The organism is Pseudomonas sp. 2725 (genome assembly GCF_050434585.1).
Classification (GTDB): Bacteria; Pseudomonadota; Gammaproteobacteria; order Pseudomonadales; family Pseudomonadaceae; genus Aquipseudomonas; species Aquipseudomonas jessenii.
This window is the reverse complement of sequence record NZ_JBNDIV010000007.1, coordinates 433,787-457,128: the sequence shown is the minus strand read 5'-3', so window position 1 is coordinate 457,128 and position 23,342 is coordinate 433,787. Positions and strand designations below refer to the sequence as shown.

Genomic DNA, 23,342 nt, shown 5'->3' with positions numbered 1-23,342 from the left:
CAAGGACACGCACTGTAATCGGACTTAAAGGACCTGTCGCGATCCTGCTCGCGATGGCATCACCGTGGATTCCAATTTTGTTGTCTTGTTGGTCAGCAACTTGCATTGCCCTGTGCAAGCCCGAGAGCCCAGCCAACCTCACAACAAAATGGAGTTTCAATTCATGCACAAACGCCCGTTGAAGAAGCTGCTTTGCGCCGTTGCGGCGGCCATTGGTTTGAGCGCCAGCCTGACCGCCGTAGCCGCCGATCCGCTGAAAGTCGGCTTCGTCTATATCGGTCCGATCGGTGACCACGGCTGGACGTATCAGCATGAACAGGGGCGCAAGGAACTCGCGGAAAAATTCGGCTCGCAGATCACCACCAACTACGTGGAAAACGTCGCCGAAGGCGCCGACGCCGAGCGGGTGATCCGCAACATGGCCAAGGACAACTACGACCTGATCTTCACCACCTCCTTCGGCTACATGAACCCGACGGTGAAAGTTGCCAAACAGTTTCCCAAGGTGACCTTCGAACACGCCACCGGCTACAAGCAGGACAAGAACCTCGGCACTTACCTGGCGCGCACTTACGAGGGCCGCTACGTCGGCGGCTTCCTCGCGGCGAAGATGACCAAGACCAAGAAGGTCGGCTACGTCGCCTCCTTCCCGATCCCGGAAGTGATCCGCGACATCAACGCCATCCAGTTGGCCCTGAACAAATACAATCCCGGCACCGAGATCAAGGTGGTGTGGGTCAACTCATGGTTCGATCCGGGCAAGGAAGCGGACGCCGCCAACGCGTTGATCGATCAGGGCGTGGACGTGGTGTTCCAGCACACCGACAGCCCCGCGCCGATCCAGGCCGCCGAACGTCGCGGCGTGTATGCCGTGGGCTACGCTTCGGACATGGCGCACTTCGGGCCGAAAGCGGTGCTGACCTCCATCGTCAATGACTGGGGGCCGCACTACGTTCAAGCAACCCAAAGCGTGCTCGACCATGACTGGAAATCCCGGGACTACTGGGGCGGTTTGAAGGAGGGCACCGTTGAGCTGCCGATCAGTGACCTGGTACCGGCGACGGTGAAGAGCGAAGCCGAGCAGCTCATCGCCGACATCAAGAGCGGTGCGCTGCAACTGTTCACCGGGCCGATCAAGGATCAGGCCGGGGTCGAGAAAATCCCGGCGGGCGAGAGTGCGACCACGGTGGAACTGGCGTCGATGAATTACTACGTGGAAGGCATGAAGGCCGAGGTTCCGAAGTAATTCTCCAATGCTGAAACACCGTCCCTGTGGGAGCGAGCTTGCTCGCGATGGCGGACTTTCAGTCAGCAAAGATGTTTGTTGTGCTGGCCTCATCGCGAGCAAGCTCGCTCCCACAGGGTTCTTCAGTGTTTTCCAGTCTGCGTTTTTTCAGGACAATCCATGAACAGCCTCCCCATCATCGACATCACCCCGCTCTACAGCGACGATCCATCCGCCTGGCCAGCGGTGGCCGAACAAATCGACCTCGCCTGCCGCGAGTGGGGTTTCTTCTACATCAAGGGCCATCCGATCAGCACTGAGCGGATCGACGAACTACTCGACAGCGCCAAACGCTTCTTCGGCCAACCTACCGCCGAAAAGCTCAAGATCGACATCACCCAGACCCGTCACCATCGCGGTTACGGCGCCATTGCCACCGAGCAATTGGACCCGAGCAAACCCAGCGACCTCAAAGAAACCTTCGACATGGGCCTACACCTGCCGGCCGAGCACCCTGACGTACTGGCGGAAAAACCCTTGCGCGGCCCCAATCGCCATCCGTCCATACCCGGCTGGGAAGCGCTGATGGAGCAGCACTACGTCGACATGCAAGACCTCGCGCAAACGCTGTTGCGGGCAATGACCATCGCGCTGGGGATTGAGCGTGATTTCTTCGACGCGCGCTTCAATGAGCCGGTCAGCGTGCTGCGGATGATCCATTACCCGCCGCGCCACACCGCCAGTTCCGAAGAGCAACAAGGTGCCGGCGCGCACACCGACTACGGCTGCATCACCCTGCTCTATCAGGACGCCGCCGGTGGCTTGCAAGTACGCAACGTCAAAGGCGAATGGATCGACGCGCCGCCGATCGAAGGTACGTTCGTGGTCAACCTCGGCGACATGATGGCGCGCTGGAGCAACGACCGTTACCTGTCGACGCCGCACCGGGTGATCAGCCCCCAGGGCGTGGATCGTTATTCGATGCCGTTCTTCGCCGAGCCACACCCGGATACCCGCATCGAATGCCTGCCCGGATGTCAGGACACATTGCACCCGGCGAAATACCCGGCCACCACCTGCGCCGAGTTCCTGCTCTCGCGCTTCGCCGATACCTACGCTTATCGACGGGAACCGGAAGCGGTGTGATCAACCGCCTGGTCAGGTTTTACCAATTGTTGCGGCAACCCTCTGTAGAATGGCGACCATTGCACCTGATGAGAAAAGAATTATGTACGACTGGCTGAACGCCCTGCCCAAGGCAGAATTGCACCTGCACCTGGAAGGCTCGCTGGAGCCGGAGCTGTTGTTCGCCCTGGCCGAGCGCAACAAGATTGCCTTGCCATGGAACGACGTCGAAACCTTGCGCAAGGCGTATGCCTTCAACAACCTGCAGGAGTTCCTCGATCTGTATTACCGGGGTGCCGATGTGCTGCGCACGTCCCAGGACTTCTATGACCTGACCTGGGCGTACCTGCTGCGCTGCAAAGAGCAGAACGTGATTCACACCGAACCGTTCTTCGACCCGCAGACCCACACCGACCGTGGCATCCCGTTCGAAGTGGTGCTCAACGGCATCGCCGCCGCGCTCAAGGATGGTGAACAGCAACTGGGCATCACCAGTGGTTTGATCCTGAGCTTCCTGCGCCATCTGAGCGAAGACGAAGCCCAGAAAACCCTCGATCAGGCGCTGCCGTTCCGCGATGCGTTCGTCGCCGTGGGCCTGGACAGCTCCGAGATGGGCCACCCGCCGAGCAAGTTCCAGCGCGTGTTCGACCGTGCCCGCCACGAAGGCTTCCTGACCGTCGCCCACGCCGGTGAAGAAGGCCCGCCCGAGTACATCTGGGAAGCCATCGACCTGCTGAAAATCCAGCGCATCGACCATGGCGTGCGCGCCATCGAAGACGAGCGCCTGATGCAGCGAATCATCGACGAGCAGATCCCGCTGACCGTGTGCCCGTTGTCGAACACCAAGCTTTGCGTGTTCGATCACATGTCGCAGCACAACATTCTCGACATGCTGGAACGCGGCGTGAAAGTGACCGTGAACTCCGATGACCCGGCGTATTTCGGCGGTTATGTCACCGAGAACTTCCATGCGTTGCACACCCATCTGGGCATGACCCAGGATCAGGCCAAGCGCCTGGCGCAGAACAGTCTCGATGCGCGGTTGGTAAAACCCTAAAGGCAAACGCAAACTTGCAGGAGCTGGCTTGCCAGCGATAAGGCCATCACCTCCAGTATTGATGCTGGATGAGAGGCCGCCATCGCCGGCAAGCCGGCTCCTACAACGCCATTTCCAGTTCAGACTCACTGGCAAAGCGATGAATTTCCCGTTGCCCGGAGGCCGTCACCTGCAAGGTTCGGGAATCGTTGGGCAGGCTCAACCACCCCGACTGCATGAACAGCTGCAACAATGCCGCGCCCAGCGAGCCGCCCATGTGCGGGCGCCTTTCGCTCCAGTCGGGGCAGGCGCAGGCAACCCTGCCGTTGTGATGGGCCAGCGCCTGGATGAACACTCCCCGTGCCGCCAACTCTGTCGCGCCCTTGAGCGTGACCGTGACCCGCTGATCAAAGTGTTCGATCCAGCCCGCCTCCAGCAGCCGCTGATACAGATCGGCTGACAGGGTGCCCCCCAAATGATCGTCGCACAGTCGGGCACTCAACAATGGCGACCGCACCACCCGGGGTTTGACCAGAGGTGCATTGCGCTTGAATACGTCCGGAATATCCTGGGGTGCGCTGGCGAAGGTCGCGCTGGCCAGTGCTTCGATTGCCGCTCCGACCTCGGGAGCGGCCAGGCGGAAGAAGCGTTTGCGGCCGCGGTTTTCAACCTTCAGCAGACCTCCGGCGGACAAACGGCCCAAGTGTGCACTGGCCGACGACGATGACAGGCCGGCCAGCAATGCCAACTCTTCGGTTGCTCGCGCCGAACCATCCATCAAGGCCCACATCATTGCGCTGCGCTTTGGGTCAGCCAGCAACGTGGCGATCTGGCTGATGCAAGGTGCATGTTCCATGTATTCACTCCCTGTTGAATCGTTTCGTCTACTGCCCAGAGAAATCTTGACCAGTAATGTGTCGTCGGCCAATCCGTGGAAACTGCCATAAGCCCGGCAACGCCTTGCTCAACCATTTGCGCTGCCCGGCCGATGCTGCGAAGGCCAGAAGGATGACCGTGCAGCCGGGCCGACTCGAACGTGGTCCCACCATTGGGGATCGACGCTACTTACATGATGAGGGCGCTAGTATATGCGGGTTGGTCGGCGGATCCTTTCCTCCACCCGGCGTAGGTGGTGATCGTTCCTGAGGGAAATTTCTCTTTTTTCGTGCGACTAATGATCGATTCCCGAAAAGCCTGGAAATTGACTGCTCAAAAGGGCGCATCGTCTGGCAAGCATTTCACGCAACAGGTTCACCGGCTTACTCAATTGTGCGCGATGGGCGCACAACAGATTCAACGGTGCGCGCTCACAGAGCAGCTCCGGCATCAGCACCTTCAAGCGGCCGGCCAGTACATCGGCGGCCACATCGAGCCAGGATTTGTAAGCGATCCCGGCACCTGCCACGGCCCATAGGCGCACGACATCGGCATCGTCGCTGAAACGATCGCCGCTGACGGTCAGGCTGACTTCGCGTTTGCCGTCGTGAAAACTCCAGTGATCGTGGACCCGGCTGCCGAGCATGTACAACAGGCAATTGTGCTGTGCCAGTTGCTCCAGCTGCCGCGGCTCGCCATGCCGGGCCAGATAGCCGGGAGCGGCGCACAAAACCCGTCGGTTCTGCGGGGCGATGGGCAGCGCCACCAGGCTGGAGTCCTCCGGTTCACCGTAGCGCAGGGCAATGTCTACCGGTTGGCGAAACAGGTCGGCGATGCGGTCCCCCAGCAGCAGGCGCACGGTGAGTTTCGGATGCTCGCGTTGAAACTCGTCGAGCCAGGGCAGCAGCAGGTTGCGGCCAAAGTCCGATGGCGCCGACAGTTGCAGCACCCCGCTGACCTGGTCCTGACCACTGGCCAGCAATCGCCGGCCCTCGTCGAGATTGCTCAGGGCCGCGCGGGCGTATTCAAGAAAGCCCTCGCCTTCGGCGGTCAGGCGCAGGCTGCGGGTAGAACGGGCCAGTAAACGGGCGCCGAGTTGCTGTTCGATGCGCTTGAGCGCCGCACTGGCCACCGCCGCCGACATGTCCATGCCCCGCGCGGCGGCGGACAGGCTGCCCAGGTCCGCCGCCCGGACAAACAACTGCAAGTCATCGAAACGCAGCATCAAGAACACCGATTATCAAAAAAAAATTGAAAGAGACTGCTCTTTTAGCCGGTTTTATCTTCAGGAGAAATAGCCAATCATCTTCTCCATCGAATCCCTTCTTTATTAGTGTTCAGGAGCCGCCCATGAAAGCCATTGCCTACTACGCCTCGTTGCCGATCAGCGACAACAAGGCTCTGCAAGACATCGAGCTGCCAGAGCCGGTTGCCGGCCCCCGCGACTTGCTCGTGGAAGTCAAAGCCATCTCGGTCAACCCGGTGGACACCAAAGTGCGCCAGAACGTCCAGCCCGAAGGCGGCGCGGCTAAAGTGCTGGGTTGGGACGTGGCCGGTGTGGTCAAGGCCGTGGGCAGTGAGGTGACGCTGTTCTCGGTCGGCGACCAGGTGTTTTACGCCGGCTCCATCGCGCGGGCGGGCGGCAACAGCGAGTTGCATGTGGTGGACGAGCGCATCGTCGGCCACATGCCCAAGACCCTCGGATTCGCCGAAGCCGCTGCCCTGCCGCTCACCGCGATCACGGCCTGGGAACTGTTGTTCGAGCGCCTGCAAGTGCGCGAAGGAAAAACCGATGAAGGCCAGAGCCTGTTGATCGTCGGTGCGGCAGGTGGCGTGGGCTCGATTCTTACGCAGCTCGCTCACCAACTGACGGCCCTGAAAGTCATCGGCACCGCTTCGCGTGCGCAGACCCAAAGCTGGGTGAAGGAGCTGGGCGCTGACCTGGTGATCGACCATGGCCAGCCACTGAGCGAAGCACTCAAGCGTGCCGGAGTGGATCAGGTTACCCACGTCGCCAGCCTGACCCAGACCGACCAGCATCTGGACCAATTGGTGGAGGCATTGGCGCCCCAAGGCAAACTGGCGCTGATCGATGACCCCAAGTCGCTGGACGTGACCAAGCTCAAGCGCAAGAGCCTGTCACTGCACTGGGAGTTCATGTACACCCGTTCACTGTTTGAAACCGCGGACATGATCGAACAGCACAACCTGCTCAATCGCGTCGCCTGGCTGATCGATGCCGGGACACTGAAAACCACGATGGGCGAACACTTCGGCACGATCAACGCGGCCAATCTGCGCCGTGCCCATGCCCTCCTGGAAAGCGGCAAAGCCAAGGGCAAGATTGTATTGGAAGGGTTCTGAAGCGCTGAAAAACCGCCACTGATTTCATCGCTTTCTGCTGTTTTCCGCCTGCGACCGGGACGCTCCGGTCGCGGACAACCTCTGTGGGCGCCCTCGAAAAGCCGTGTTTTTTTTAGTTACAAACCGTCAGTCAGACAGTTGATCCTTGTCACAATGGTGACCGTGTACGGGTCTACAATCGAATCTCCTGCGAGGCATTCTTTTGCGTAACGTCTTTTACGAGAGGTGATCAGCTGTGAAGATCCTGATAAAAGAACTGGCAAAATCCCAGTGGCAAGTCCGTCTTGACCAACATGCTGTGACGTTCCGCAGCGAAGCAGAAGCTCGCGCTTTCACGCGTACCCTTGAAGCCCGCATCCAGGCCCCTCACCCGATTCCCGTCCTCCTCACGCAGCGCGCAGCCGGCTGACTCCGGCCTCAAACCCGGGCTTGCGCCAGCGCCCGGGCATTTTGCAAACGCCGGGTGAGCACCGCCGCGCTCACCACCAGAATTCCACACAGGCTGATGACCATGGCCATCGGCACGGCGCTGCCGTCGTGCAACACGCCCACCAGCGCAGAGGCGCCGGCAGCCACGCTGAATTGCAGGCAACCGAGCAGCGCCGACGCGCTGCCGGCCCGTGCGCCCTGCCCGCTCATCGCACAAGCCGCCGCGTTGGGGCTGATGCAACCGAGGCTGGCGATACAGATGAACAATGGAATCAGCAGCGGCCACAATTGTGCCGTATGCAGAGAGCTGACAGCGAGCAGGGTCAAACCGGCCGCCAGATAAACCCACACCGCACGCGCCAGCAAAAACATCGGGCCACGTTTGGCCAGTAACCGCGCGTTGACCTGCGCCACCAGAATGAAGCCTGCCGCATTGATGCCGAACAGCCAGCCGAAATGCTCGGCCGCAACGCCGTAGAGCTTGATGAAGATGAAGGGCGAACCGGCGATGTAGGCAAACATCCCGGCGATGGCGATGCCCCCGGTCAAGGCATGGCCAAGAAATATGGGATCGGCCAGCAACCGACCGTACTGACGCAGCGCACCCGACAGCGGTTGACGCGGTATGTGGGCCGGCAAGCTTTCCGGCAAGCCCGTCGCAACCGCCAGGCCCGCCAACGCACTGAAACCGGTCAAGGCCAGGAAAATCGACTGCCAGCCTGTCGTGTTGACCAACAACCCACCCAGCAATGGCGCAAGGATGGGAGCAAGTCCCATCACCAGCATCAGCTGCGAAAAGACTTTCGCCGACCCCACCGCATCACACTTGTCGCTGACCACCGCCCGGGAAATCACCATCCCCGCGCAACCGCCCAACGCCTGGATGAAACGCGCGCCGATCAGCCATTCCAGGTTCGGCGCATAGGCGCACGCCACGGAAGCAGCGGTGAACAAACCGACACCGATGAGCAACGGAATGCGTCGCCCGAAACGATCCGCCACCGGACCATAGGCCAACTGACCGATGGACAAGCCGAGGAAGTAGGCCGCCAACGTCATCTGGACGTGATTTTCGTCCGTGCCGAAAGCCAGGGCCATGGCCGGGAAGGCCGGCAGGTAGAAATCGATCGCCAGCGGACCGAAAGCGCTCAAGGCGCCGAGAATCAGAATGGTACGGAAGTTCATCAGGCATCCAGTGGGGCAGAAGTCGGCAGCCCGACAGTCTAGCCGCGCACGGACGCCTTGAACATTCCGGTAGCTCGCTAACTATCAAATTCAGGCCAGTTTGACGCCGTAACCCTCTTCGCTGATCGCCTCGATCACCTGCTCGGCGGTCAGCGCACTTTCGACACCGACCTCCCTGGCAGCCAGATCGACCCGCACACTGGCTGCCGGGTCTTTGGCCTGGAGCGCCTGGGTGATGGCTTTGACACAGTGACCACAAGACATGCCTTCAACGTTGAACACTTGCATGGGATGACTCCTTTTTCCGAGGGTTGAACCCAGTTTCGAGCTTGCCACCATGGCAAGGTCAAGTTCTGAAGTGATCTGCCGGGCTGGCAATCGGCGCGACGCTCGGCCAAGCTGCGTCCATCAATGACTCGAACTCAGGAGATTCAGCCATGCGCTGGTCAGTTTTCAGCCTGTTTGGCTTTCTCAGCCTTTTCGCCGCCGTGCCTTCGGCCAATGCTGCCAGTCAGGATTATGGCGTGCTGATCATTTCCCGCGAGCGCCTGGAGGTCGCGACCAGTTGCGAAATCGGCGTGTACATCCAGGATCAACTGGCAGCGCGGCTGTTTCAGGAACAGAGCACCTCGTTCAACCTGCCGCCGGGCATCGTCTCGCTACGCCTGAAACTGCTGCCGGGCCAGATGCCGGGTTGCAATCCGGGCATGCTCGCGCCGGGTTCGCAGGATATCCAGCTCAAGGCTGGCGATGTGCTCAAGTACCGGATCGCGATGACGCAGGAAGGGATGTACCTCAAGCGCGCCGGTCTCGGCTACTGACATCTAAACCACTGGGGATCAGCGGCACGTTTAAGATTGGCACTTGACCTTGCCAGCATGGCAAGGTTGATCCTGTGGTCATCTACTACAGGGAGTGCGACCGATGTCCGAATCCACCACGTTCGACCTGCCGATTGCCGGTATGACCTGCGCCAGTTGCGCCGGGCGGGTCGAGCGCGCCTTGAGCAAAGTCATTGGCGCCAGTGCCGTCAGCGTCAACCTCGCCACTGAGCAGGCGCGGGTCCAGGCACCCGGCGACAGCTTGCCGGCCTTGATAGATGCTGTGGCCAAGGCCGGCTACAGCGTGCCGCAACAGAGCCTGGAATTGAGCATCGACGGCATGACCTGCGCGTCCTGCATCGGTCGCGTCGAGCGTGCGCTGGGCAAGGTGGCCGGAGTGAAAAGCGTCAGCGTCAACCTGGCCAACGAACGCGCCCACCTTGAACTGCTTGGCCAGATCGATCCGCAGACCTTGATCGCCGCTGTGACAAAGGCTGGCTACAGCGCCAGCGTCTGGGAAGCCGAACACCCGCCAACCGACAATCAGCAACAGCGCCTGCACCGCGAACGCCTGGCCTTGATCATCGCCATTGCCCTCGCCTTGCCGCTGGTATTGCCGATGCTGCTACAGCCATTCGGTGTGCACTGGATGCTCCCGGCCTGGGCGCAATTCGCCTTGGCCACGCCGGTGCAATTCATCTTCGGCGCACGGTTTTACGTCGCCGCCTGGAAAGCCGTGCGCGCCGGGGCCGGCAACATGGATTTGCTGGTCGCCCTGGGCACCAGCGCCGGGTATGGCTTGAGCCTGTATGAATGGGCCACCGCCGCCGGGCGCATGCCACATCTGTATTTCGAAGCCTCGGCGGTGGTGATCGCCCTGGTGCTGCTGGGCAAGTACCTGGAAAGCCGCGCCAAGCGCCAGACTGCCAGCGCCATTCGAGCCCTAGAAGCCTTGCGTCCGGAACGGGCGATTCGGGTGACCGATGGTCACGAGCAAGACGTCGCCATCAGCGCCCTGCGCCTCAATGACCTGGTGATGGTCAAACCCGGCGAACGCTTCCCGGTGGATGGCGAAGTGATTGAAGGTCAGAGCCACGCCGACGAAGCCCTGATCAGCGGCGAGAGTCTGCCAGTGCCCAAGCAGCCCGGCGACAAGGTCACCGGCGGCGCGATCAACGGTGAAGGCCGGTTGCTGGTGCGTACCCAGGCCCTCGGTGCGGAAACCGTGCTGGCGCGGATCATCCGCCTGGTGGAAGACGCCCAGGCCGCAAAAGCGCCGATCCAGAAACTGGTGGATAAAGTCAGCCAGGTGTTCGTGCCCACCGTACTGCTGATTGCCCTGGCCACCCTGATCGGCTGGTGGCTGTATGGCGCGCCGATGGAAACCGCGCTGATCAACGCCGTGGCAGTGCTGGTGATCGCCTGCCCATGCGCCTTGGGCCTGGCCACACCGACGGCGATCATGGCCGGCACTGGCGTGGCGGCGCGCTACGGAATTCTGATCAAGGACGCCGAAGCACTGGAGCGAGCCCATGAAGTCAGCGCGGTGGTGTTCGACAAGACCGGCACCCTGACCTCCGGCGCCCCGCGCATTGCTCATCTGAGTGCCATCGACGGTAATGAGGCGAGCCTGCTGCAATTGGCCGGCGCCCTGCAACGCGGTAGTGAGCATCCGTTGGCCAAGGCTGTTCTGGATGCCTGTGCCGAGCGTGGACTGAAGGTGGCCGATGTCAGCGACAGCCAGTCCCTGACTGGTCGCGGCATCGCCGGCAACCTCGAAGGGCGTCGCCTGGCGCTGGGCAATCGTCGCCTGCTGGAGGACAGCGGCTTGAGTGCCGGGCCGTTGGCCGACTCGGCGATCGCCTGGGAAAAAGAAGGCCGGACCTTGTCCTGGCTGATCGAACAATCCCCCGAACCCCACGTGCTGGGCCTGTTCGCCTTTGGTGACACCCTCAAGCCCGGCGCGCTGCAAGCGGTGCAACAACTGAGCGCACGAAACATCAGCAGCCATCTGCTGACCGGCGACAATCGTGGCAGCGCCAACGTGGTGGCCCAGGCCTTGGGCATCCACGATGTGCATGCCGAAGTGCTGCCGGCGGACAAAGCCGCCACGGTCGCCGCACTGAAACAGACCGGGGTGGTGGCGATGGTCGGTGACGGCATCAACGACGCCCCGGCACTGGCCGCCGCCGACATCGGCATCGCCATGGGTGGCGGCACCGACGTCGCCATGCACGCGGCCGGCATCACCCTGATGCGCGGCGATCCACGACTGGTGCCGGCCGCATTGGAGATCAGCCGCAAGACCTACGCCAAGATTCGGCAGAACCTGTTCTGGGCCTTCGTCTATAACCTGATCGGCATTCCGCTGGCCGTGTTTGGCGTGCTCAACCCGGTGTTGGCCGGTGCGGCCATGGCGTTGTCGAGCGTCAGCGTGGTGAGCAATGCGCTACTGTTGAAAACCTGGAAACCCAAGGACCTGGAGGACAACCGATGAACATCGGCCAAGCGGCCCGCCACAGCGGCCTGAGCGCAAAGATGATCCGTTATTACGAATCCATCGGCCTGCTCAAGGCAGCCCATCGCACCGACAGCGGCTACCGGGTATACGGCGAAGACGACCTGCACACGCTGGCGTTCATCAAACGCTCGCGGGACCTGGGGTTTTCCCTGGAAGAAGTCGGCAAGTTGCTGACCCTCTGGCAAGACCGCCAGCGCGCCAGCGCCGATGTGAAAGCGTTGGCCCGCCAGCACATCGATGAGTTGAACCAGAAGATCCGTGAGCTCGGCCAGTTGCGCGACACCTTGCAGGACCTGGTTGAGCACTGTCAGGGCGATCATCGGCCGGATTGCCCGATTCTCAAGAATCTGGAGTCGGGGTGTTGTGTCACCCCGGCCCCATCGTGATTGCAGGTCACCGCAAAAACCTGTGGGAGCGAGCTTGCTCGCGATAGCGGTGTATCTGACACATCAATGTTGGATGTGCCGACGTCATCGCGAGCAGGCTCGCTCCTACAGGGGATTTGGGTGGCGCACAAAAAACCCGGCCGAAGCCGGGTTTTTCTTTAACCGATCACTGCATCCACGGTGGAGGCGGTTCTTCGGTCTTGCCCGGCGGCGCATCGTCCGCCGCGCGTACGGCTTGCTTGCGCTCTTCATCCAGGCGCGCGGCCTCGATCTCGCGCATGATTCCGCCCACGTCGGCCAGCTCTTCCGTGTCGGCGAACTCGCCGGTCAGGACACTGGCCGGGTGCAAGGTGCCAGCCTCGTACAAGGCCCACATTTCCTTGGCGTATTTGGTCTTCTTCAGCTCCGGCGCAAACCGCCCGAAGTAGGACGCCATGTTGCCCACGTCCCGCTCCAGCATGCTGAACGCGTGGTTGTTGCCAGCCGCATCCACCGCTTGCGGCAGGTCGATAATCACCGGGCCGGTCGGCGTCAGCAGCACGTTGAACTCCGACAGGTCGCCGTGCACCAGACCGGTACACAACATCAGCACGATCTGCGAAATCAGGAACGCGTGATACTCGCGCGCCTGGTCCGGTTCCAGCACCACATCGTTCAGACGCGGCGCGGCATCGCCGTACTCGTCGGCCACCAGCTCCATGAGCAGCACGCCTTCGAGGAAGTCGAACGGCTTGGGCACCCGCACACCGGCACTGGCCAGACGGAACAGCGCCGCCACTTCGGCATTCTGCCAGGCGTCCTCGGTTTCCTTGCGGCCAAACTTGGAGCCCTTGGCCATCGCGCGGGCCTGACGGCTGTTGCGCACCTTGCGGCCTTCCTGGTACTCGGCCGCCTGACGGAAACTGCGTTTATTCGCCTCCTTGTAAACCTTCGCGCAACGCAACTCGTTGCCGCAGCGCACCACATAAACAGCTGCTTCTTTACCACTCATGAGTGGGCGCAGCACCTCGTCGACCAGACCGTCCTCGATCAGGGGTTCAATGCGTTTTGGAGTCTTCATCAGCTTTTATTGTGGGTCCTTTATTACCAAACACGCGAAAGTCATTCGTTATACGGCAATCCACTCACGGGGGGGAGGGGTTGCCGACTTATGAACATTGCAGATGCACACAATGTACCGTTCTCATCAGGTAAAACCGACGACCGCCATGGTCGTTCCAGATCATAGCCGAGCCTGCGTCACTTGTTGTGCAGAGGCATTGAGGGCAATTGCGACAGAAGCTGACACCACAGTTCATGCCTTTCGTAGGAATTTTCCCAACAGACCTCAATTTCCTCCGACAACAGCCGAAGTCCTAAGTGACAAAGTGATTTGTCCGACAATCGCTCCCCCAATAATAGCGATGCCGCACTCAAGGACCCGGGTTGACCAAGAACGTTTACGGCTGCCAATAAACCGCGAGTCATCTGCACTGCGTGGGCCTACAAGAAAATCTGGAGCGCGGATGAACATCAAACAGAAGTTGACCTGGGCGTTTGCAATCATCGCCTGCCTGCCCGTGGTGCTGGTCGCCACCCTCGTTGTGCTGAACCTGCGCAGTGATGCCAGGGACGAATTCGTCGACGGCAGTGCCCGCGAGATTCGTCAGGTCAGCAACGCCATGCAATTGTTCTTTGACGGCATCAGCCAGAACGTCGATTACCTGGCCAAGCAGCCGCTGATCCGAAACTCCGACGACAGCCTCAAGACTTACATGGCCGCCAACGCCGAAAGCGTCCCTCAGGGGGAGGCTGACAAAAAAGTCTTCGCCCTGCTCCAGGATCTGGGCAACAGCCACCCGGCCTACGCCTATGCCATCCTCGGCACGGCGGCGGGCGGCTATGTGTCGTGGCCGGATGATCCTAAGCTGAACAACTACGACCCCCGCCAGCGCCCCTGGTACAAGGCCGCCCAGGCCAAACCGGGCAAGCCGTTTCGCACCGAGGCCTACTACTGGGCCCAGGATGACGCGACCTATGTCAGCACCGTGCGCACCATCGACAACAAGCTGGGCACCAACGGCGGCGTAGTCAGCATCGACGTGACGCTCAAGCAGCTCACCGAAATCGTCAAACAGATCAAGCTCGGTGAATCCGGCTACCTGATGCTGCTGGAAAACACCGGCATGGTCCTGGTGGACCCGAAACAACCGGAACACAACTTCAAACCGCTGAGCACCCTTGGCGACGGCTACGCGCAATTGGCCAAGGCCGGCAAGGGCCTGGTGGAAGTGGAGCTGAACGGCGAGCACTACATGGCCAACGTCTGGCCGTCCGAGCAACTGGGCTGGACCTTCATCGGCCTGATCAAACAGGACGACGTGATGAGTTCCGCGACCCAGTTGACCTGGTTGATCGCCATCATCGCCGCCGTCCTGGCCGTCATCTTCGCCATCGTCGGCGCCAGTTTTGCCAGCCTCATCGTGCGCCCGATCCGCAGCGTGGCCAGCGGCCTGGAAGGTATCGCCCAGGGCGAAGGCGACCTGACCCAGAACCTGCAAATCCGTGGCAACGATGAAACCGCGCAACTGGCCAACTGGTTCAACCAGTTCCTGACGGCGATTCGCAACCTGATCCAGAACATCGGCGGCGCGGCGGGCAAAATCCTCGCCACGTCCAAGAGTTCGACCCAGGTCTCCAGCGACATGGCCGAAGCCGCCGGACGCCAGCGTGAAGCGGTGGACATGGTCTCCACGGCGTTCCACGAAATGGTCGCCACCGCCAACGAAGTCGCGCGCTCTTGCAGCCAGGCGGCGGAGTCTGCCGACAGTGGCCAGCGCCAGGCGCGCGAAGGTCAGCAGCAGATCGATGCGGCGGTGAACAGCGTGGATCGCCTGAGCCAGGAAATCGAACAGTCGGCCCAGTCGATGCAACAGCTCGAACGCGACAGCAACGACATCCAGTCGATCCTGGGGACCATCCGCTCGATCGCAGAACAGACCAACCTGCTGGCGTTGAACGCCGCGATCGAAGCGGCCCGGGCCGGTGAACAGGGACGCGGCTTTGCCGTGGTGGCTGACGAAGTGCGGGCCCTGGCCAAGCGCACGGCCGACTCCACGGCGGAAATCGACGGGCTGCTGGGCAACCTGGCCAAACGCACCAGCCAGGTGACCCAACAGATGCACGCCAGCCTGGAAGTGTCCCAGCAATCGGTGACGCGCATCGGCGAGGCCCGCAACAGCTTCGGGCAGATCCGCGAATCGGTGGACGTGATCCGCGACATGAACACCCAGATCGCCACGGCGGCGGAACAACAGCATCAGGTGGCTGAAGACATCAACCGGCACATCAGCCAGATCCATGGCGATGCGCAGTTGGTGGCGGAACTGGCCAACTCGGCGCGCCTGGACTCCCAGAGCCTGGCCGGGTTGTCCAATGAACTGGACGGGTTGGTGCGCAGGTTCCGTACCTGATCAACCGGCACACCCCATAACCCTGTGGGAGCGAGCTTGCTCGCGAAAGCGGTATGGCAGTCAACATGGATGTTGAAGCTGATGGCCCCATCGCGAGCAAGCTCGCTCCCACAAGGTTTCGGTGTCGCTCACATAATCTGAGCCAGGCACAAAACCTGTGGGAGCGGGCTTGCTCGCGAAAGCGGTATGGCAGTCAACATTGATGTTGAAGCTGATGCCCTCTTCGCGAGCAAGCCCGCTCCCACAGTTGTTCGTGTTCAACGTTCGATAATGGCGGTCACGCCCTGCCCGCCCGCCGCGCAAATCGAAATCAGCCCCCGCCCCTTGCCCTCCGCATCCAGCAACTTCGCCAGGTTGGCGACGATGCGCCCGCCCGTGGCGGCAAACGGATGCCCCGCCGCCAGGGAGCTGCCCTTGACGTTGAGCTTGCTGCGGTCGATCGAGCCCAGCGCCGTATCGAGCCCGAGACGGGTTTTGCAGTACTCCGGATCCTCCCAGGCCTTCAAGGTGCACAGCACTTGCGCGGCGAAGGCTTCGTGGATTTCGTAGTAGTCGAAGTCCTGCAAGGTCAGGCCATTGCGCGCGAGCAAGCGCGGTACGGCGTAGACCGGCGCCATCAACAACCCTTCGGCACCGTTGACGAAATCCACCGCCGCCGCCTCACCGTCACGCCAGTAGGCCAGTATCGGTAACCCGCGTGCCTTGGCCCATTCCTCGCTGCCCAGCAGCACCAGTGACGCGCCATCGGTCAGTGGCGTGGAGTTGCCGGCGGTCAGGGTGCCCTTGGCGCTTTTCTCATAGGCCGGCTTGAGCGCGGCGAGCTTTTCCAGCGTGGAGTCCGGGCGCAGGTTGTTGTCGCGGGTCAGGCCCAGGAACGGTGTCATCAGGTCGTTGTGCCAGCCCTCGGCGTAGGACGCCGCCAGTTTCTGATGGCTCTCAAGCGCCAATTGATCCTGTGCCTGGCGAGGGATGTTCCAGGTCTGGGCCATCAGCTCGCAATGCTGGCCCATGGACAACCCGGTACGCGGCTCGCCGTTGCGCGGGAATTCGGGGATCAGATGTTTGGGACGCAATTGCAGGAAGGTTTTCAGTTTGTCGCCGGTGGTTTTCGCGCGGTTGGCTTGCAGGAGGATTTTGCGCAGGCCTTCGCTGACACTGATCGGCGCATCCGAGGTGGTGTCCACGCCACCGGCGATGCCGCAATCGATCTGGCCCAGGGCAATCTTGTTCGCCACCAGCAGTGCCGCTTCCAGCCCGGTGCCGCACGCCTGCTGGATGTCATAGGCCGCAGTGGCGGGCGACAGTCGCGAACCCAGTACGCACTCGCGCGTGAGGTTCATGTCTCGTGACAACTTGAGCACCGCCCCAGCGACCACTTCACCAATGCGCTGGCCGTGCAGGTTGTAACGTTCGATCAGGCCTTCGAGGGCGGCGGTGAGCATCACCTGGTTACTGGCCGTGGCATAGGGGCCGTTGGAGCGGGCGAAGGGAATCCGGTTACCGCCGATGATCGCGACGCGGTGCAGTTGGGTCATGAAGAGCTCCTGACAAAAGACCTGATGTAAACACTAACCCCTGTGGGAGCGAGCCTGCTCGCGATGGCGGCCTGTCAGCTACATTGATGTCGACTGACTTATCGCCATCGCGAGCAGGCTCGCTCCTACACTGTAACCAAGCGTAGGCCTTATCTCGTGGATCGAACGACTGATCGCCATTCATGGTCCACACTTTGATCCCCAGCTTTCGGAGCGTGTTCCATGTCTGACCGCTATATCGACTTCGCCAATTCGTCCATCGGCCATCGCCTGGTCGGCGCCCTGGGGTTGCCGACACCGACCAGACTGGAGCGCTGGCAAGCGGGCCGGTTGCGACCTGTAGAAGGCGCCCTGCTGATTGGAGGCGGGCCGTTGGCCGAACACGTCAGCGCTTTCGCCAACCGTCTGACCGACGCGATCTACAGCTACGGCGCCGAGCCTTCGATGGCCACGGCCTGGATTCCCGGCCATGGACCGAAACTCAAGGCCGTGGTGTTCGACGCCAGTGACCTGCTGCACACCGATCAGCTCAAGCAACTTCGCGAGTTTTTCCAGCCGCTGATGAAAAACCTCGACCACTGTGCGCACCTGGTGATTCTCGGGCGCGATCCGCAAACCTTGCGCGACCCGTTCGCCGCCAGTGCCCAGCGTGCCCTGGAAGGTTTCAGCCGTTCACTGGCCAAGGAGTTACGCAGCGGTGGCACCCTGCAATTGATCTACGTCGGTGAAGGTGCCGAGGGGCAACTGGAAGGCCCGCTGCGGTTTTTCCTCTCACCGAAAAGCGCCTTCGTGTCCGGGCAGGTCATTCGCTTGAATCCGTGTTTGACGCCCGTCACCGACTGGACACGCCCGCTCGCCGGGCGCAAGGCACTGGTCACCGGTGCGGCGCGCGGTATCGGTGCCGCCATTGCAGAAACCCTGGCCCGCGATGGTGCCGACGTCATCCTGCTCGACGTGCCGCCGGCCAAAACCGATCTCGAAGCCCTCGCCGCACGCCTCGGCGGGCGCACCATCACCCTCGACATCTGCGCCGAAGACGCCGCCGCGCAATTGATTGAACAACTGCCCGACGGGCTCGACATCGTGGTGCACAACGCCGGCATCACCCGGGATAAAACCCTGGCCAACATGACCCCGGAATACTGGGACGCGGTACTGGCGGTCAACCTCAATGCGCCACAAGTACTGACCAAAGCCCTGCTCGACAGCGGCGCCCTGCACGACAACGGCCGGGTGATCCTGCTGGCGTCCATCAGCGGAATCGCCGGCAATCGCGGGCAAACCAATTACGCGGCGAGCAAGGCCGGGTTGATCGGATTGGCGCAAGCCTGGGCGCCGCTACTCCACGAGCGCAGCATCAGCATCAACGCCGTGGCACCGGGCTTCATCGAAACGCAGATGACCGCGCACATTCCCCTCGGCCTGCGCGAAGCCGGACGCCGCATGAGTTCGCTTGGCCAGGGCGGCCTGCCGCAGGACGTCGCCGAGGCCGTGGCCTGGCTCGCGCAACCGGGCACCGGCGCGTTTACCGGGCAAGCGTTGCGCGTATGCGGGCAAAGCGTTCTGGGGGCTTAAGGATGATCACCGACTGGCACACACTCAACCGCGAACCCAGCCTGCCGGGATTGTATGCACGAGCGGCGACACGGCGAAAAATCACGGGCACCACCCTACCCGATTCGGGTTTGCGTTGCTGGGTCGAAGCCGATCTCAAGCGCCTGGCGGCTTATCGCAAGGTCTGTGGTTTCGCCGACAACGGCCTGCTACCACCGACCTACCCGCACATCCTCGGGTTTGCCTTGCAGATGCAACTGCTCACGACCAGGGACTTCCCGTTCCCGCTACTGGGCCTGATTCACCTGAGCAATCGCGTTCGTGTACTGCGTCCCATGGGTGGAGTGAATCGGGTATGCGTCAGCGTGCAAGTGCAGAACCTGCAACCCCACGCCAAAGGCGCGACGTTCGATCTGCTGACCACCCTCGACGATCAGTTGGGGCCGTTGTGGGAAGCGGAAAGCCGGATGCTCTGTCGCGGCGTCAAACTCGAGGGTGAACCGCTCGAAGAGAGCCTGGTATCTAGCCTGGCCCTGAGCGAAGTCGAGCACTGGAAAGCGCCTTCGGACATCGGCCGGCAGTACGCCAAGGTGTCCGGCGACTACAACCCGATCCACCTGAGCGCGGCCAGCGCCCGACTCTTCGGCTTCCCGACCGCCATCGCCCATGGCCTGTGGAACAAGGCACGCACGTTGGCTGCGCTGGCCGGGCATCTGCCTGTAGCGAATGTCGAGATCGCGGTGCAGTTCAAGAAACCGGTACGGTTGCCCAGTGAGGTGACGTTAATGGCCAGTGGGCCAGGGCCGAGCGGGGATTTTCAGTTGGTGGGTGTCGGGGAGCTGGAGCATATGGTCGGGCATTGGCGGCCGGTTGCCTGATAAAGCTGATACCTCGACGTGGCGAGGGTGCTGGCTCCCTCGCCACAAAAGCTCCGTGGTTAGTTTTGTGGATCGAGATTATCCAACGCCCGGTTCACCGCCAGCTCACCCAGCATGATCACCTGCGCAATCCCCAGCAGGGTGTTGCGCTGCGAGCCCTCCAGAAAACCTGCGAAATCACTCGCCATCACACTCGCCGACGCCAGCGACTCACAGGCGTGGGCCAGCAGGGTCTCGGTATCGATGTCCGGGGCGATGACGAACATAGTGCTGGGTTTGTGAACGGCAGGTTGCTTGGGCGGATTGAGGTAGTGATCGAGGGCGCGGTCGGCGGCTTCGTGGAGTTTATTTGAGTGAGGGGATTGGTAGGGAGAAACGTCGTCGGTTTCGGGGGGATTCGGGGTGGGTTTGAACATGGTGAAGCTCCAAGTATGGGATGGAACTGCCACTGATTGCCGCGACAGCAATCAAGGGTGGCAGCTGTACGCGGGGTCGCGGACCGAGCTACTTGGAAACCCGGCATACCCGAAGGTATCCCGCGCACAGCCACCATTACATCAAACGACAAGCACCGAAGCGCTCCGGTTTAAGCCGGTGGATTATGCACCAAGTAGACTGAAAGGCCGCGACAGCCCGGTCACTGAATTTGCAGCGACCGACAAAGGCTAGAGATCGCACTTCCGACGGACAACCTGAAAAACGTGTCGGAGGTTTCCTCGGGACTTGAGGAAAACTACACAGGAATGTGTTGGCTGAAAGGGCGTCATCGCGAGCAAGCTCGCTCCCACAGTGGATTGGGTACACCTGCAAGATTTCGGTCGGCTGGCAGGCCGCCATCGCGAGCAAGCTCGCTCCCACAGCCAAAAGTGACCCGCTAAGAGCGGAACCATAAGTGGCCGTTACCGAAGAAATGGATATGTACACAACCCAAACCTCCGTTTTGGCGGAATGATTCTATGCTGACATTACTCAGTGATGGTCAAGGTAGACGCACTCATGAAAGCCAGCCTCCCCCACAAACAAAAAAGTGCCGCCGCGAATGAGTTCGCCCTGGGATTGCTGACCGCCGCCATTCATCTGAACCTGCCGGGCATCGGACAGGTACCGAATCTGCCGGCGACCCTCACGACCAGTGCGAGCCTGCAATTTTGAGTGCCGGGGACAAACTCTTCGGGCGCCTGCTCCATCGCCATCCGCCGCCCCCGCCGGAGCCGCAAGAGGCACCGCGGGTGCACAGTTTCGGATTGCAGATGCAGCTCAATGCCGAGGGGCGTGTCGTTCAACTGAGCGGTCCGCTGCGGCACTTGCTGGCCCAGCACCCCCCCAGCGAGCAGGCACCGCATCTGTTCGACTTCCTGTTGCCCCACAGCAGCCTCGTCATCGAAGGCTCGCCGGCGGACTGGCAGGGGCAAACCCTGGACCTGGACTTCTACAGCCTCACCGGCCCCCCGCTGCATTTGCGCGGCTGGGTGCAGCCCTTGGCCGATGCCTGGTTGTTGCAGATGCTGGACATCGGCGACTTGCTGCTTGAGCGCCTGCAATCGCGCAACCGCGAACAATGCCAGGTGCTGGCGCAGCAAATCGCCGAACAGTTGCGCCTGTGCAGCCTGACTCGCCTGCCCGAGGTACTGACCGAGCAACTGCAAAGCCTGGCCCAGCGTTTTCAGATCCCCTGCATTGCTCTCGCCTTGCTCGATGAGCAGGAACATGGTTGGCAGATTCAACAGCACTACGCGGCCTCGGATGCACCGCAACTGTGGCAAAACGGTCAACGCCTGGGCACGGGGCTGGACAGTTTGAGCGGCTCGGCTCCGCAGCACCTGACCCCGCGCGAACACCCGCGCCTGCAAGGTACGTTCGGCAATACCGATGGCTTCGCCGTGCCCTATCATGATGCGCAAGGGGTGGTCGCTTGGTTGTTGTGCGGTTTCTTCACGGCGCAAAAACGCGCCCCCGATGTCACGGAACGCGACTGGCTACAAATTACCGCCGCGCTCGCCAGTCCCTTGCTCGGGCGCCTGCGCGAGCACCGGCATCACCTGCAACTGGAACGCCTGGAATCGCTGCAAGCCTTGCTGGGAACAGGCTGGTGGGAAGTTTTCAGCGACAGCGACGAGGTTCAGTTGGCACCTTCGCTGGCGACAACCCTGAACCTTGGAATGTCGCGTTTATCCATGCAGGACTGGCTCGATCAGGTGTATCCCGCCGACCGCGAAGAGCTGCGCATCTGCCTGCAAGACTTGCAGGAGACTGGCACTCCCCTGCTGCTGTGCGTGCGCCTGTATCGCCCCTACGGTGCGCCCGCACCCGCCTGGTATCGCCTGCAAGGCCAGGCGCTGGGCGCGGGAAAAAACCGTCGTCTGGTGGGGTTCATGCTCGACATCAGCGACATCAAGAACCAGGAACAGAGCGCCATCGTCGCCCATGCACGCCTGGACAATCTGATCGCCAGCTCTCCGGCGGTGATTTACGTACAGCGCTATGTCGACGGTGCGTTGCACCCGGTGTTTTTCAGCGACAGCCTGTTGCCACTGCTCGGCTGGACCCTCGCCGACTGCGCACCCGGGGCGCTGGTGGAGCGGGTGCATCCCGACGACCGACCGCAGTATTTCGAGCGCACGCGGCTGTTGCTGCGTGAAGGCTCCGTGCGCGCCCGCTATCGGTTGCGTGACAGTCACGGCGACTATCACTGGCTGCTGGACGAAGCGAAGTTGTTGCGCAACGACCTCGGCCTGCCGGTGGAAGCCGTGGGCCTGTGGCTGGACATCACCGAAGCGACCCTGGCCACCGAACAGGTCAGGCAGAGTGAAGAACGCTACCGGATGTTGGTGGAAGACTCGCCGGCGATGATCTGCCGCTACCAGCCGGACCTGACCCTGACCTTCGGCAACCTCCCGTTGGCCACCAGTCTGGAGTTGGCGCCCGAACAATTGCCGGGGGTGAATCTGGGCGGCTGGATGTCCGGGGACCAGCGCACTGCATTCATCCAGCGGTTGAACCGACTGAGCCCCGAGTTTCCGGTCAGCACCGCCGAGATCAACCTGCAACTGCCCGGCCGCGAACACGCCTGGTGGATCTGGTCCGATCGTGGGGTGTTCGATGAACAGGGCCGGTTGCTCGAGGTCCAGGCCGTGGGGCGCGACAACACCGAGGTGCGGCGCGCGCAGCAGCAGCTCACACAAAGCGCGAAAATGGCCACCCTCGGAGAAATGGCCACCGGCCTGGCCCATGAGATCAACCAGCCACTGAACGTGATGCGCATGGCTATCGTCAACGTACTCAAGCGCCTGAACAACGGCGACGTACAGGTCGATTACCTGATCGACAAGCTCACGCGCATCGACACGCAAGTGCAGCGCGCCGCGCGGGTGGTGGACCACATGCGGGTGTTCGGCCGCCGCTCGGAAACCGAGCAGCAACCGTTCAACCCGGTCCAGGCCATCGAAGGCACGCTGTCACTGTTGTCCGAGGACCTACGCGACAAAGGCGTCGACCTGCGCATCAGCGAGACCGGTTTTGAGGTGCAGGTGCGCGGCTATGTCGATCAGCTTGAACAGGTACTGATCAACCTGATGGTCAACGCCCGGGACGCGTTGCTCGGCAAGCGCGAAACCCTGCCCGGGTTCAAGCCGTGGATTTCGCTGTACACCGAACGGGATACACACTCGGTACGCCTGTGGGTCGAGGACAACGGCGGCGGTATCGACCCGCGTTTGCTGGAGCGGATTTTCGAGCCGTTCTTCACCACCAAACCGGTGGGCTTCGGCACCGGTCTGGGGCTTTCGGTGAGCTATGACATTGTCGAGAACATGGGCGGCAAGCTGAGCGTCAGGAACTCCACCGAGGGTGCGCGTTTCTGCATAGAACTGCCGATTGTGCTGCCGGATCAGATCACCAGGGATGGGCGTCCCGAGTGACAACCGAGGTTGGCACCCACCTCGACTTTGTTCAGGTC

19 protein-coding genes and 1 pseudogene are annotated in these 23,342 nt (G+C 61.7%); 13 read left to right on the top strand and 7 right to left on the bottom strand.

What is annotated here, in order from left to right; translation table 11 throughout:
- Positions 1 to 163: 163 nt before the first annotated feature.
- From ABIE16_RS22120 to ABIE16_RS22110, 3 genes are all read left to right on the top strand, one after another.
- Positions 164 to 1,246, top strand: coding sequence for a BMP family ABC transporter substrate-binding protein (locus tag ABIE16_RS22120; protein WP_429521930.1), 1,083 nt, complete (start codon positions 164 to 166; stop codon positions 1,244 to 1,246).
- A 159-nt stretch (positions 1,247 to 1,405) separates the two neighbouring features.
- Positions 1,406 to 2,371 (top strand): isopenicillin N synthase family dioxygenase, encoded by a 966-nt coding sequence (locus ABIE16_RS22115; protein ID WP_429521929.1) that lies wholly within the window; start codon positions 1,406 to 1,408, stop codon positions 2,369 to 2,371.
- A gap of 82 nt (positions 2,372 to 2,453) precedes the next feature.
- On the top strand, positions 2,454 to 3,407 hold the full coding sequence (locus ABIE16_RS22110; RefSeq protein WP_007996475.1) for an adenosine deaminase: 954 nt from the start codon (positions 2,454 to 2,456) through the stop codon (positions 3,405 to 3,407).
- 100 nt (positions 3,408 to 3,507) lie between these two features.
- On the opposite strand, the gene ABIE16_RS22105 is transcribed toward ABIE16_RS22110, so the two are convergent.
- Together ABIE16_RS22105 and ABIE16_RS22100 are read right to left on the bottom strand one after the other, a co-directional pair.
- Positions 3,508 to 4,242, bottom strand: coding sequence for a helix-turn-helix domain-containing protein (locus ABIE16_RS22105; protein WP_057712132.1), 735 nt, complete (start codon positions 4,240 to 4,242; stop codon positions 3,508 to 3,510).
- A gap of 315 nt (positions 4,243 to 4,557) precedes the next feature.
- Positions 4,558 to 5,487: a LysR family transcriptional regulator gene (locus ABIE16_RS22100; RefSeq protein ID WP_340317724.1), complete on the bottom strand. Its 930-nt coding sequence runs from the start codon at positions 5,485 to 5,487 to the stop codon at positions 4,558 to 4,560.
- Between the two features lie 125 nt (positions 5,488 to 5,612).
- Here ABIE16_RS22100 and ABIE16_RS22095 point away from each other — a divergent pair, with 125 nt between their 5' ends.
- Positions 5,613 to 6,626 carry a zinc-binding alcohol dehydrogenase family protein gene (locus tag ABIE16_RS22095; protein ID WP_057712133.1) on the top strand — a complete coding sequence of 338 codons (1,014 nt, stop codon included), beginning with the start codon at positions 5,613 to 5,615 and terminating at the stop codon, positions 6,624 to 6,626.
- A 417-nt stretch (positions 6,627 to 7,043) separates the two neighbouring features.
- On the opposite strand, the gene ABIE16_RS22090 is transcribed toward ABIE16_RS22095, so the two are convergent.
- Together ABIE16_RS22090 and ABIE16_RS22085 are read right to left on the bottom strand one after the other, a co-directional pair.
- The gene (locus ABIE16_RS22090; RefSeq protein WP_340317727.1) at positions 7,044 to 8,240 is read right to left on the bottom strand and encodes a multidrug effflux MFS transporter; all 1,197 of its coding nucleotides are present in this window, start codon (positions 8,238 to 8,240) and stop codon (positions 7,044 to 7,046) included.
- A 90-nt stretch (positions 8,241 to 8,330) separates the two neighbouring features.
- The gene (locus tag ABIE16_RS22085; protein WP_057712135.1) at positions 8,331 to 8,528 is read right to left on the bottom strand and encodes a heavy-metal-associated domain-containing protein; all 198 of its coding nucleotides are present in this window, start codon (positions 8,526 to 8,528) and stop codon (positions 8,331 to 8,333) included.
- A gap of 149 nt (positions 8,529 to 8,677) precedes the next feature.
- Between ABIE16_RS22085 and ABIE16_RS22080 the strand changes: the two genes are divergently transcribed.
- From ABIE16_RS22080 to cueR, 3 genes are all read left to right on the top strand, one after another.
- Positions 8,678 to 9,061: a hypothetical protein gene (locus ABIE16_RS22080; RefSeq protein ID WP_057712136.1), complete on the top strand. Its 384-nt coding sequence runs from the start codon at positions 8,678 to 8,680 to the stop codon at positions 9,059 to 9,061.
- A gap of 103 nt (positions 9,062 to 9,164) precedes the next feature.
- The gene (locus ABIE16_RS22075) at positions 9,165 to 11,558 is read left to right on the top strand and encodes a heavy metal translocating P-type ATPase (RefSeq protein WP_429521928.1); all 2,394 of its coding nucleotides are present in this window, start codon (positions 9,165 to 9,167) and stop codon (positions 11,556 to 11,558) included.
- Positions 11,555 to 11,968, top strand: coding sequence for a Cu(I)-responsive transcriptional regulator (cueR, locus tag ABIE16_RS22070; RefSeq protein ID WP_102672585.1), 414 nt, complete (start codon positions 11,555 to 11,557; stop codon positions 11,966 to 11,968). Before ABIE16_RS22075 ends, cueR begins: the two co-directional genes overlap by 4 nt.
- 166 nt (positions 11,969 to 12,134) lie before the next feature.
- Here cueR and ABIE16_RS22065 read toward each other — a convergent pair whose 3' ends face one another.
- Positions 12,135 to 13,028, bottom strand: coding sequence for a PA4780 family RIO1-like protein kinase (locus ABIE16_RS22065; protein ID WP_046043760.1), 894 nt, complete (start codon positions 13,026 to 13,028; stop codon positions 12,135 to 12,137).
- A gap of 103 nt (positions 13,029 to 13,131) precedes the next feature.
- Between ABIE16_RS22065 and ABIE16_RS22060 the strand changes: the two are divergent.
- Both ABIE16_RS22060 and ABIE16_RS22055 read left to right on the top strand, forming a co-directional pair.
- A pseudogene (locus ABIE16_RS22060) lies at positions 13,132 to 14,562 on the top strand (cache domain-containing protein); the annotation flags it as partial.
- 90 nt (positions 14,563 to 14,652) lie between these two features.
- The gene (locus tag ABIE16_RS22055) at positions 14,653 to 15,420 is read left to right on the top strand and encodes a methyl-accepting chemotaxis protein (protein ID WP_371319548.1); all 768 of its coding nucleotides are present in this window, start codon (positions 14,653 to 14,655) and stop codon (positions 15,418 to 15,420) included.
- Positions 15,421 to 15,677: 257 nt separating this feature from the next.
- Here the strand turns inward: ABIE16_RS22055 and ABIE16_RS22050 are convergent, their stop codons facing one another.
- Positions 15,678 to 16,955, bottom strand: coding sequence for an acetyl-CoA C-acetyltransferase (locus ABIE16_RS22050; RefSeq protein ID WP_429521927.1), 1,278 nt, complete (start codon positions 16,953 to 16,955; stop codon positions 15,678 to 15,680).
- 222 nt (positions 16,956 to 17,177) lie between these two features.
- Here ABIE16_RS22050 and ABIE16_RS22045 point away from each other — a divergent pair, with 222 nt between their 5' ends.
- Both ABIE16_RS22045 and ABIE16_RS22040 read left to right on the top strand, forming a co-directional pair.
- Positions 17,178 to 18,530, top strand: coding sequence for a 3-oxoacyl-ACP reductase (locus tag ABIE16_RS22045; RefSeq protein WP_429521926.1), 1,353 nt, complete (start codon positions 17,178 to 17,180; stop codon positions 18,528 to 18,530).
- A 2-nt stretch (positions 18,531 to 18,532) separates the two neighbouring features.
- Entirely contained in the window at positions 18,533 to 19,387 is an 855-nt protein-coding gene (locus ABIE16_RS22040; RefSeq protein WP_429521925.1) for a MaoC family dehydratase, read from the top strand.
- A 59-nt stretch (positions 19,388 to 19,446) separates the two neighbouring features.
- On the opposite strand, the gene ABIE16_RS22035 is transcribed toward ABIE16_RS22040, so the two are convergent.
- Entirely contained in the window at positions 19,447 to 19,803 is a 357-nt protein-coding gene (locus tag ABIE16_RS22035; RefSeq protein WP_429521924.1) for a DUF6124 family protein, read from the bottom strand.
- A gap of 580 nt (positions 19,804 to 20,383) precedes the next feature.
- Here ABIE16_RS22035 and ABIE16_RS22030 point away from each other — a divergent pair.
- Together ABIE16_RS22030 and ABIE16_RS22025 are read left to right on the top strand one after the other, a co-directional pair.
- A complete protein-coding gene (locus ABIE16_RS22030) occupies positions 20,384 to 20,539 on the top strand; it encodes a hypothetical protein (protein ID WP_198530222.1) in 156 nt (51 codons plus the stop codon).
- On the top strand, positions 20,536 to 23,304 hold the full coding sequence (locus ABIE16_RS22025; RefSeq protein WP_429521923.1) for an ATP-binding protein: 2,769 nt from the start codon (positions 20,536 to 20,538) through the stop codon (positions 23,302 to 23,304). Before ABIE16_RS22030 ends, ABIE16_RS22025 begins: the two co-directional genes overlap by 4 nt.
- The last annotated feature ends 38 nt before the right edge of the window (positions 23,305 to 23,342 follow it).